The sequence below is a fragment of the Streptomyces sp. NPDC058221 genome (assembly GCF_042882365.1).
In the GTDB taxonomy this organism is placed as follows: domain Bacteria; phylum Actinomycetota; class Actinomycetes; order Streptomycetales; family Streptomycetaceae; genus Streptomyces.
Window position 1 is genome coordinate 1 of the sequence record NZ_JBHVWF010000203.1, and the last position, 10,707, is coordinate 10,707.

The 10,707-nt window shown below is 70.5% G+C and carries 11 protein-coding genes; 7 read left to right on the top strand and 4 right to left on the bottom strand.

All coding sequences use genetic code 11. The features are described 5' to 3' along the window. The first annotated feature begins 118 nt into the window (after window positions 1-118). Window positions 119-415 (top strand): hypothetical protein, encoded by a 297-nt coding sequence (locus tag ACFVW8_RS35955; protein ID WP_389697659.1) that lies wholly within the window; start codon window positions 119-121, stop codon window positions 413-415. Window positions 416-538: 123 nt separating this feature from the next. After that, window positions 539-1,129, top strand: coding sequence for a TetR family transcriptional regulator (locus ACFVW8_RS35960; RefSeq protein WP_389697661.1), 591 nt, complete (start codon window positions 539-541; stop codon window positions 1,127-1,129). A 12-nt stretch (window positions 1,130-1,141) separates the two neighbouring features. Here ACFVW8_RS35960 and ACFVW8_RS35965 read toward each other — a convergent pair whose 3' ends face one another. Next, on the bottom strand, window positions 1,142-2,158 hold the full coding sequence (locus ACFVW8_RS35965; protein ID WP_389697663.1) for an SMP-30/gluconolactonase/LRE family protein: 1,017 nt from the start codon (window positions 2,156-2,158) through the stop codon (window positions 1,142-1,144). Between the two features lie 200 nt (window positions 2,159-2,358). Between ACFVW8_RS35965 and ACFVW8_RS35970 the strand changes: the two genes are divergently transcribed. Both ACFVW8_RS35970 and ACFVW8_RS35975 read left to right on the top strand, forming a co-directional pair. Beyond that, entirely contained in the window at window positions 2,359-4,167 is a 1,809-nt protein-coding gene (locus tag ACFVW8_RS35970) for a flavin-containing monooxygenase (RefSeq protein ID WP_389697665.1), read from the top strand. A 73-nt stretch (window positions 4,168-4,240) separates the two neighbouring features. Beyond that, the gene (locus tag ACFVW8_RS35975) at window positions 4,241-5,203 is read left to right on the top strand and encodes an NAD(P)H-dependent flavin oxidoreductase (protein WP_389697667.1); all 963 of its coding nucleotides are present in this window, start codon (window positions 4,241-4,243) and stop codon (window positions 5,201-5,203) included. Between the two features lie 369 nt (window positions 5,204-5,572). On the opposite strand, the gene ACFVW8_RS35980 is transcribed toward ACFVW8_RS35975, so the two are convergent. Then, window positions 5,573-6,598 carry a LysR family transcriptional regulator gene (locus tag ACFVW8_RS35980; protein WP_389697669.1) on the bottom strand — a complete coding sequence of 342 codons (1,026 nt, stop codon included), beginning with the start codon at window positions 6,596-6,598 and terminating at the stop codon, window positions 5,573-5,575. 307 nt (window positions 6,599-6,905) lie between these two features. Here ACFVW8_RS35980 and ACFVW8_RS35985 point away from each other — a divergent pair, with 307 nt between their 5' ends. Then, complete coding sequence (locus ACFVW8_RS35985; protein WP_389697671.1) at window positions 6,906-7,529, top strand: LysE family transporter; 624 nt, start codon at window positions 6,906-6,908, stop codon at window positions 7,527-7,529. A gap of 435 nt (window positions 7,530-7,964) precedes the next feature. Here the strand turns inward: ACFVW8_RS35985 and ACFVW8_RS35990 are convergent, their stop codons facing one another. Then, a complete protein-coding gene (locus tag ACFVW8_RS35990; RefSeq protein WP_389697673.1) occupies window positions 7,965-8,330 on the bottom strand; it encodes a VOC family protein in 366 nt (121 codons plus the stop codon). A 291-nt stretch (window positions 8,331-8,621) separates the two neighbouring features. Further along, a complete protein-coding gene (locus ACFVW8_RS35995; RefSeq protein ID WP_389697675.1) occupies window positions 8,622-9,134 on the bottom strand; it encodes a MarR family winged helix-turn-helix transcriptional regulator in 513 nt (170 codons plus the stop codon). 91 nt (window positions 9,135-9,225) lie between these two features. On the opposite strand from ACFVW8_RS35995, the gene ACFVW8_RS36000 reads away from it, so the two are divergent. Both ACFVW8_RS36000 and ACFVW8_RS36005 read left to right on the top strand, forming a co-directional pair. Then, window positions 9,226-9,681 (top strand): SgcJ/EcaC family oxidoreductase, encoded by a 456-nt coding sequence (locus ACFVW8_RS36000; RefSeq protein WP_389697677.1) that lies wholly within the window; start codon window positions 9,226-9,228, stop codon window positions 9,679-9,681. A gap of 624 nt (window positions 9,682-10,305) precedes the next feature. Then, window positions 10,306-10,707 (top strand): aldehyde dehydrogenase family protein (locus ACFVW8_RS36005; RefSeq protein WP_389697679.1); only part of this gene is annotated, 402 nt, incomplete at its 3' end.

The following is a 10,707-nucleotide window of genomic DNA, read 5'->3' on the forward strand; positions in this document are numbered from 1 at the left end:
GGTGGTGTGGGCGGCTGGCCGTCCGCGCCGCCCCCACCGCCCACGGCGCGGGGGCCCGGTGTCCGGGTCCGGGTCCGGGTCCGGGTCCGGTTGGGCCGTGCCACGCTAGGGTCGGCGCATGTTCAAGATGTCGTGGGCTCTCATCAACGACGGTGCGGGCCAGTGGTTCGGCAACGATTTCCAGGCGGCGGCAAGGGCACTGGACCTGGGGGTCAACGACATCTGCTCCGCCGGCATCGACGAGGACGTACGCGCCCACTGGTGCCGCAGGTACCTGGAACCGCTGCAGGGTCGCATCACCCATGAGGGACGGGCGGCGATAGAGGCCGGTGAGGACTGGGTCGACGGACTCGGCCCGATCCTCGTCCGCCTCTCGCCGATGCAGGGCGGGACGGACGGGCCACCGCCTCGCTGATCCTGTGGCCCTGGTCCCCCCGCAGCACCAGAAGCAGTGCTCCGGGTGAGGCCGGCCGGACTCGCCTTCGACGCTGCCATCACTCACGTCGAGGGTGCAGGTGGCACCGGTACGCTGCCCCACGTGACGCGGCATACGGAAACGGACGGGCGACGGCCCGCGAACGACGGACCGAAGGCCGCTGCCCGCAACCGGGCCGCTCTGGTCACGGCCGCACGGGAGATCTTCTCGGAGCGCGGCCTGGAGGCACCGCTGTCCGCGATCGCGCGCCGGGCCGGGGTCGGGCAGGGCGTCCTGTACCGGCACTTCCCCGACCGGGCCGCAGTGGCCACCGCGGTTCTGGAGGAGAACGTACGGCAGGTCGAACAGGCCGCCGAGGACGAGCGCGTGGCCTTCGCCGGTGTTCTCGGTGTGCTGACGTGGCATCTGACGCAGTCGGCGGCCTTCATCGGGCTGCTGCACGCTGACCGGGCGGGCAGCCGGTCCGGCATCCGCGTGCATGCCATGGCCCTGTCGGAGCGGGTCGAGCGGGCCCTGCGAAAGCGGCTTCCGGCCGGTCATCGGCTGGGCGCCGCGAGTGACCTCGTACTCGCGGTCGCGATGGTCTCCGCCACGGTGACCGGCCCCACCCGTGCGGAACGCGAGCACCGTGCGCTGGCCGCCTGGCGGCTGCTCGGTGTCGAGGTGGGACCGGTACGGCCCTTCGAGGAGTGAACGGGAGCGGCGTCAGCCGCCGTTGGACTGCCGGATGCCTTCCGCGAGCGCGTCGAAGGTGTACAGGTATCCCCCGGCAGGACCGCTGACGGTCATGTACGCCTTGGTCCCGCCCGGGGTGATGGCCACGTTCGTCGCCGACTCCAGCCCTTCGGCCCCTGCGGGAATCCCGACCGTCGCCAGGCGCTCACCGTTCTGGCTGTACACGGCCATCGCGGGGCGCCCGTGCAGTGCCTGGTAGAGGTTGCCGTCCGCGTCCACGGCGATCGAGTCGGTCTGGGCGATCCCGCCGTTCACTCGGACAGCGGTGTGCCGGGAGGCCACCCCGCCCTTTTCGTCCAGACGGAGGTAGGAGATCCGGTTCTCCGTCAGTTCGCTGATCCACAGCCCCCGGTAGTCCACGTCGAACGAGACTCCGTTCGTCGCGGCCAGGTTCTTCGCGAGTACGACGGCGTTCCCACCGTCGCGGTCGATCCGCACCACCCGCCCCTGCGCCTTTCCCTCGGACAGGCCGCGTGAGTCGCTGACGTACAGGTTCCCGTCCCTGTCGAAGGCGATGTCGTCGGGGTTCATCCGTGATCCGTCGACCTCGCCGGAGAAGAAGGTCAGTGGATCGCTTCCGTCCGGGGCCAGGCTCACCACCTCGCCGTGGGAGTAGTCGGTCAGGTAGAGCCGTCCGTCGTACGGGCTGAACTGCGCGGATGTGTAGGATCCCCGGCCGTCGGTGTGGAACGTCCGGGACGTCTTCCTGCCGACATCGACGCGCAGAACCTTGGGTTCACCCGCGGGCGCGGTGACATCGACGACGTACAGACCTCCGTCCTCACCGAAGACCGGTCCCTCCAGCAGCGTCATCCCCGTCTCTTCGTGCACCTTCGTCAGCTGCATCACCTCGTGAGCGCGGACGGTCCTGCCCGTGGCCGCGGATGCCTCCCGGTCGCCGGGGGCCGTCTCCGTGCCGCATCCGGTGAGAAGCAGCGCGCCTGTCGCGGCGAGGACCGCGAATGGCCGGATCGGGAGTCGTCGCATGGGGGTTCACTCATCCTGTCCGCCGTGCGCGGGCACCAGGGAACGGCGGCGCCCGCGTCCGCTGAGGGGGTGCGGACGCGCTCTGGCCGAAAGCCGCCGGGCACCCGCACTCCAACCGGACACTGTTGTCCGGTCGTTGCTACCGTAGCGGAAGCCGCTCGCCCGGAGCGGCCCGCCGTACAGGATCCGAGGTCCCCCACATGACGACCCCTCAAGCGCCGGCTCCCCACGGGCTCGCCGCACTGAGGCAGCGCTACCGCCTCGAACGTGAGCGGCGCGTACGGCCCGACGGCGCGCGCCAGTACCGCGACACAGAGGCGGAGTTCGGCTACTACGCCGCCGACCCGTACGCGGCGGAGCCGGCCGAGCGCGACCCCCTGCACGACACCGTCGACGTCGCCGTGATCGGTGGCGGGTTCGGCGGCATCCTCACCGGGGCGCGGATGCGGCAGCAGGGTGTGGAGCGCGTCCGGATCGTCGAGAAGGGCGGCGACTTCGGAGGCACCTGGTACTGGAACCGGTACCCCGGCATCCACTGCGACGTCGAGTCGCACGTGTACCTGCCGATGCTCGACGAGACCGGTTACGTACCGGAGTGGAAGTACTCCCCCGGTGAGGAGATCCGCCGCCACGCCGTTCGCATCGCGGAGCAGTACCACCTCTACACGGATGCCCTGTTCTCCACCGCGGTCACATCCTTGACCTGGGACGAGCCGTCCGGGACCTGGATCGTGGCCACCGACCGCGGCGACACCTTCCGGGCCACGTACGTGGTCACCGCCACCGGCACGCTCACCGACTCGAAGCTCCCCGGGATACCTGGCATCGAGGACTTCAGGGGTCACACGTTCCACACGTCGCGCTGGGACTACGCGTACACCGGCGGGACCGCGGAAGGCGGCATGACCGGCCTCTCGGACAAGCGGGTGGGCATCGTCGGCACGGGAGCCACCGGCATCCAGGTCATTCCGATGCTGGCCCAGGACGCCGCCCATGTCCACGTCTTCCAGCGCACCCCCTCCACCGTGGACATACGCGCCAACCGCCGCACCACCGCCGAGGACGTCGGCGCCGGCCGCGAGGGCTGGGCACGCGAGCGCCGGGACAACTATCTGCGCATCGTCTCCGGTGAGTCCGCGGAGCAGGATCTCGTGGCGGACCAGTGGACCGCGTCGGCCGGTCTGCTGGAGAAGCTCCTGCCGAGTTTCCGCCGGCAGGGCGACCGGGAGTCCTTCGAAGCCGCGTACGAGGCAGCCGACGCCGCCAAGATGAACGAGCTGCGCGAGCGGGTCGCGCGGACCGTCACCGATCCGGAGACGGCGGAGAAGCTCAAACCCTGGTACCGCTACGCCTGCAAGCGCCCCACCTTCTCCGACAGGTACTACCCGGCGTTCAACCGCGACAACGTCACACTGGTCGACACCGCGGACACCCACGGCATCGAGCGCATCACCGAACACGGCGTCGTGGTCGGCGGGACCGCCTATGAACTCGACTGCCTGATCTTCGCCACGGGGTTCAACGTCGGGACTTCCGGAGTCCGCTCCGGCAGGCTCCCCGTCCACGGCCGGGGCGGCACCCAACTGCTGCACGCCTGGGCGCAGCAGGGGCCGCGCACACTGCACGGCTTCACCAGCAACGGCTTCCCGAATCTGATCCAGACGGGAGCGCTCCAGAACGCCAGCAGTGTCAACTTCACGCATGTCCTGGACGAGCAGGCCGTCCATGCCGCGGCCCTCGTCGCGGCCGCCGAGTCCAAGGGCGCGCTTCTCGAACCGTCCCGCGAGAGCGAGGACGCCTGGATCGCCGTCCTGGCCGAGGACGCCCCCGATCATGAGTGGTTCCACGCCGAGTGCACCCCCGGCTACTACAACGCCGAGGGGCGCGGCCGCCCGAACGGCCCGACCGCGTACCCGCACGGTGCCTACGCGTTCCACGCTCTCCTGGAGCGGTGGCGGGAGGAGTCCATGGGCGAGGTCCTCCAGTCCAGGACAACCGCTCGTTCCTGAGCCGGCTGCCCGGCCGTCCGGGGTGCCGGAGGGCCGGGTGCATTCACCCGTGGGCAGGGGCATGATGACGGTCATGACGCTGTCGACGGAGTTCACGAGGTCACTCGGCGTGCAGCATCCGATCATGCTGGCGCCGATGGGAGGTTCGGCCGGTGGCGCGCTGGCGGCGGCCGTCTCGCGCGGTGGCGGGCTCGGGATGCTCGGGGCCGGGGACGGGAATCCCGAATGGCTCGCCCGCGAGGTTCCGCTCGTCGCGTCGGGGACCGGCCTGCCGTGGGGCATCGGCTTTCTGACGTGGGCTGTCGACGCGGAAAGGATCGAGCGGGCGCTGGAACACCGTCCCGGGGTGGTGATGTTGTCCTTCGGCGACCCGGGCCCGTTCGTCGAACGCATCCGAGGGGCCGGGGCGACCCTCGTCCTCCAGGTCACGGATCTGGAGGAGGCCAGGCAGGCTGTGGACCTGGGCGCCGATGTCATCGTGGCGCAGGGGACCGAGAGCGGTGGGCACGGGTCCCGGCACGGACGGTCCACCCTGCCGTTCGTGCCGATGGTGGTGGATCTGGCGGCACCCGTGCCGGTACTGGCGGCCGGCGGGATCGCCGACGGCCGCGGGGTGGCCGCGGCACTGGCTCTGGGAGCTGCCGGGGCGCTCATCGGCACCCGTTTCCAGGCCACGGCCGAGGCCCTGGTCCATCCCTCGGTCTCCACCGCGATCGTCGAGGGGCACGGCCAGGACACCGAACGCAGTCGCGTCCTGGACATCGCCCGCGGCTCTCCATGGCCCGCCCGGTACACCGCGCGCACCCTGGGGCACCGCTACCTCGACCGGTGGCGGGGCCGGGAGGCGGAACTCGCCGCGGACCCCCGGGCCCAGCGGGAGTACCGGGACGATGTGGCACGAGGCGATGTGCCACCGCTGCCGGTCTGGGCGGGTGAGGCGGTCGATCTCATCACGGACCGGCCACCCGCGGCGGATCTCGTCGCCGCCCTGGCCACGCAGGCCGAGGACGCGCTGACCGGAGCGGGAAGGACCTGACCACAGCGCCCGCCCGGTTCGGGCCGCAGGTCTGCGGAACGCGTTGTCGGTACCCTCGTAGCCATGGATGCGTTCCTGCCGTTCCTGATCATGGCTGCCTGCTTCGCCGTGGTGCTGAGCGCCTTCGCGTGGTTGGCCGCACGCATCCGCCGCCGCGGCCTGGCAGGCGGTGCCATGAGTGCAGCCCTGGCCTCCTACGAAGAGGCGTTCCGCATCACGGCTCACGAGTCCCACGTCGAGATCCGGGCACAGGCGGAGCGCAGGGCGCCGCTCCTTTCGCCCGACGATCACTGGGGGCGGGGGCCGGGTGAGCCGGGGCAGGTACGTGCGGGGGATCGTGGCCCCCTTCCCCGGCCAGGCCCCCGTCGCTCACGAAAGGCGCTCCGGCGCTGGGCCGAGCGCGTCACGGCCGGTCGCGTCGGCGCAAGTCGCCTCAAGGCCGGTCGCCTCAGGGCGGATCGCTGACCCGCCGGCCCCCACTGCGGTTCGCTCCCCGGACTCGACGGCAGCCTCCCGCAGCGCCCGTAGGCCGTCCCTGATCAAGGGTGTGCCGCCCGCGCCCCGTCGCACGCATCCGACCAGCCGCCGTGTCGGCACCACGTCGCCGGTCAGCGGTACGCGTACGAGCTCGTAGCTCTGCGGGAACGTCGCGAGGCGCGGCAGCAGACAGATTCCGTGACCGCCCGCGACCAGTGCGGCTGTCGCGGACCAGTCGACGGCGTTGTGGGTGACCCGGGGTGAGAAACCTGCGGCTGCGCAGGCCGAGGTGAGCAGCAGGTACTGGTCGCGGGGGTCGCCTGCGCGGAGCCACGCTTCCGTGGCGGCCTCGTGCAGCTCGACCGCGGCGCGGCCGGCGAACCGGTGCCCACGCGGCACCAGGAGGTCCTGCGGTTCCTGGAGGAGCAGGTGCTGCTCGAAGCGTTCGTCGTCCGACGGCGGTGTGCCCGGGGCGGGGATGACGACCGCGATATCGCGTTCGCGGGTCAGCAGCATCCGGAAGCGGTCGGCCTCCGGATCCTCGCCGATGTAGTACGTCATCCCCGGGTGCCGGGAGAGCAGCCGGTCCATGGCCGGCACCACCAGGGCCCCGAGTGCCGTCGCCACCGAGGTGATGCGCAGCTCTCCCGGGCCGTTGTTCCGGTGGGCCGCGAGGTCGGCGGCGGCCCGCTCCCACTGCGCATGCAGCACATTCGCATGTTCGATGAGCGTGCGGGCCGCAGGGGTGAGCCGGACCCGGCGGCCCTCGGGTTCCAGCAGACGCACGTTCAGCTCGGCGGAGAGACGACGCAGCTGCTGGGAGACGGTCGACGGGGTGAGGTGCAGGGATTCGGCTGTGGCGGTGACGGTGCCGGTCTCGGCGAGAACGCGCAGAGTCTGCAGACGTGGATCAATCATGTAATCCCCTCACACGATTCCATGCACAAAGCTTCGATGGACGCGCACGATCGTAGTCCCTCAGTGTGGACAGCGGACCGGATCGCTCGGCAGTTCGCCGCGGAGGCAGTCGAGCGAGGCCACCGACGCCGATACCGGCGTCGCCGACCCGTCGAAGGAGCAGCTGAACCATGATCGATGTCGCGATCACCCCCGGACCGTGCACCGTCAGCGGGCGCCAACGCGGCCATACGGAAGCCGAGTCCGGCCGGAGGTCCGGCTCCCCTGCCCGGGCGGGCAGCGGAGCCGTTCACGACGGGACCGCGTCATGACCGATACGGTCGTCGCCGGCCTGCTCGCCGGTTATGGTCTCGCGATCCCGGTCGGGGCCGTCGCGGTGCTGATGGTGAACATGACTGCGGCGACGTCCCTGCGGACGGGTGCCGCGGCAGCGCTCGGCGCAGCCACTGCAGACGCCGGTTACGCGGTGGCGGCGGTGCTCGGGGGCAGCGCTCTGGCGGTGGCCGTGCGGCCGGTGCTCGGGCCACTGCGCTGGACGGCCTTCGCGATTCTGGCCGTGATGGCCGCACGCATCCTCGTCAGGGCTCTGCGACGCGGACCCGACACGGCCGAAGACACCATGCCGCACCGGCGGATGACCCCGCTGCGGGCCTACGCCACCTATTTCTCGCTGACCGCGCTCAACCCCTGGCCCGCCATCTACTTCGTCTCACTGATCTTCGGCCGGCAGACTCAACAGCCCATGAACGGCGCCCAGTCACTGGTCTACCTCTGCGCCATCACCTTCGCCTCGGCGAGCTGGCAACTACTGCTGGCCGGCGGCGGAAGACTGCTCGGCGGCGCGCTCACGAGCCGTCGGGGCCGTACCGTCACGGCCGCGGTCTCCAGCTGCCTGATCTTCGCTCTCGGGCTGCACATGGCGGTCGGCTGAACAGCGTTCGCCATGTCACCGCACCATCGCCGTCACGGGATTCCGTCATCAGGTGAGGGCGCACAGGCAGCCGGCGGTGCGGGACCGGTGGCCGTGGCCATGAACCTTGCCGGGTCCACGCGCCGCTCCGGGGTGATCACCGCCCGGGTTCGGAGTGCTCGGTGCCGCAGGCACCACTCACCGGGACGCTCCCCTCGACGTCCCACCGGCCCAGTAGCGCAACGCAGCGCACCACACCCCCGAACTGACCGCAAACGCGCAGGACTTCGGGCAGGCCTCACCCCACTCCCGCGATGTGACGCGTCATCGGGTCCGCCACCCGAGCAGCCCCTGCCGGCCCGCGCAGCGCGACCCCGGTCGGGGTCAGGCCGACCCCACTGCCGGGGAAGCCTCGGACAAGGGATCATGTTCGGGCTTATTCCAGGCCGGTGTGGACTACGGGGTGTGGCAGACAGCTTCAACGTTGTTGCCGTCGGGATCGCGGACGAAGGCTCCGTAGTAGGACTCGTGGTACTCGGGCCACACCCGCGGGGCGTGCAGGGATTCAGCGCCGGCTGCGACAGCGGCGGCATGAAACGCGTCAACCGCCGCGCGATCAGGCCCGGAGAAGACCAGGTGCACCTCACGCGCGGGGTCCTCTTCGGCCACGGGGACAATCCAGAACACATGGCCAGTGGTTCCGAAGCCGACGTTTGCGCCGAACTCCTTGGTCCGCCTGCCGCCAAGTGGTGCGAGAACGGCCTCGTAGAAGCGTGCGCTCGCCGCCACATCCCGTACCTGAACTGCGATGTGATCAAGCATGACGCCAGCCTGTCATGGCATCCGCAGACCTGTCTCAGCAATATGCCCCCCGGCCGACAGACCATCCGCATCCTTGTCCATGCCACCGACAGCGACTGGCCTGGAGCGCAACAGGACCGCCCTGGTCACCGGCGGCTGTTCCGGCCTCGGGCCGCAGACCACGATTGCCCATATCCGGGCGGGAGTCCACGTCATCGCCCCGCATGCCGGCCCCGCCGCAGCGGAGGAGACGCTGCGGCAGAAGGGCACGGCCGCGACATTCAAAACGCCGGCACAGGACCCGGCGATGCGTCACGGCGTGGGGCGAGGGGTGCTTTCCCTGGGCTTGGGGCCGGGGCGGCGGCTGCGCGCGGCGCGGGCGCGGATCTCTTCGGTGGCCGCCCGGTAGGCGGGCGCCGCATGGGCGAAGTAGTCGAAGAGGACCTCGCGCTGTTCGGGTGTGTAGCGGTCCAGGACCTCGGCGATCAGCCGGCGGGCGGGGCCGACGACGTCCTCGATGTCGGGGAAGGTCTCGGCCGAGGCTTCGACGATGACCCGTCGGCGGTCGGCCGGGTCCGAAGTGCGGCGTACATAGCCCGCCTTCTCCAGCCGGTCGATGAGCCGGGTGGTGGCCCCGGTGGTCAGACCGGCGCGGGCAGCCAGGTCGCCCGAGCTCATGTGTCCCGCCATGGTGATCAGGCTCACCGCGTACCACTCGGTGGGCTGGAGCCCTGCGGCTTCCGCGCCGGCCATGCCGTGCAGGCCCACTGCGTCGAGGTACTGGCGGAAGATCACGTGCTGGTCTCCAGGCGTCTCGATTGCCATCGCTCCGGATGCCCCTTAGGGTGATAGTTGCAATGATGCAGATATTGTTTAACGGCAGCTTCTGCTTCATCTTAATGAATGGACGGACGGCATGACCACCCAGGACGACAAGGCGGCCATCACCGCAGTGATGGCCGAGATGAACCTCGCATGGGCCCGCAACGACGCCGACGCGTACGGAGCACTGTTCACCCAGGACGCCACGTATGTCACGTTCGTCGGGACGTACTACAGCGGCCGGGCCGACATCGTGGAGTGCCACCGCGCGCTGTTCGCGAAGTTCCTCAAGAACACCAAGCTCGCAGGTCAGATCACCGACATCCGCTTCTGCGGCCCGGACACCGCGGTCGTCACCGGGCGCGGTGACACCTACAAGGGCGCCGCACCCAAGGCGTCGAAGCTGTCGAAGGTGCAGACGTGCACGTTCGTGCGCGAGGCGGACGGGCAATGGCGGGTGGCGGCCTTCCACAACACCCAGCGCAAGCCGCTGATGGAAGCCATCTCATTCAGGACGGCTCCGGGCACCATCCCCGCCGCGCAGCAGTAACCAGGACCGCCCCGCGCGGGGCCGTGCATATCGGACCGACACGGCACAAGAGCGCACCGATGCGGCGGCCGGCCCATCGCCCTGGTCTTCAGAGGGCGCCAGGTAGCAATGCCGCGCCTTCCGTGGGCGGCGCTCGCCAGGCTGACGCGCCGGGCCGGGATCGTGAGAAGTGCGCCCGGCGCGCTGGTGGCCGTCCATGACTCCTCCTCCCACAGCAGCACATCGTCGTCGGGCGGATAGCGCAGGGACCTGCCGGCGACCAGGCCGCGCACTGTGGGGGCTGGGCGCGGCGGTCGGCAGCGGCCACCTCCAGGCCCCAAAGCAGCGGACATCGCGGTGGTGAGCTGCGCCGAGGGAGCGGTGGCCGACCCGGTGGAGCGGATCCCGGACGGGCCGCTGTCGTAACCTCCACTCCCCCACCCAGAACACCCGCACCTGCTACGGCTCGTCATGTCCCTTTATCCGGGTGGCAGTTGACGATTCATCGGTGTCCACGGGACGGCGCAGGCATCCCCACGCCCCCGTTCGCGTCCGGAGTATTGACGCGTGATGAAACACTTCAATAGTTTCAGTATCTTCGACTCACTGGGGTGCTCCCCACGGAATCCAGCGTCAGGAGATCCGATGACCGACACCTCCCCGGCCGCCGCACCGCGCACAGCGGCCTTCACCACGCGTTCCCCGGCGACCGGCGAGCCGATCGCCGAACACCCGGTGAACGGGCCCGAAGAGGTCTCCCGCGCCACGATCCGGGCCCGTGCCGCCCAGGCCCGCTGGATGGCACTGCCGGCTTCCCGGCGCCGTGACCACCTGCTGCGCTGGAAGAAGGCGCTCGCCACCGAACTGGACGCCGTGGCCCGCACCATCAGCGAGGAGACCGGCAAGCCGCCCGGCGACGCCGCGCTGGAGGTCGTGCTCACGCTGGAGCACCTGGCCTGGGCGGCCCGCAACGCCGACCGCGTGCTGCGGCGGCGGAAGGTGGGCACCGGGCTGTTCACCGTCCACCAGCGGGCCTCACTCGTACAC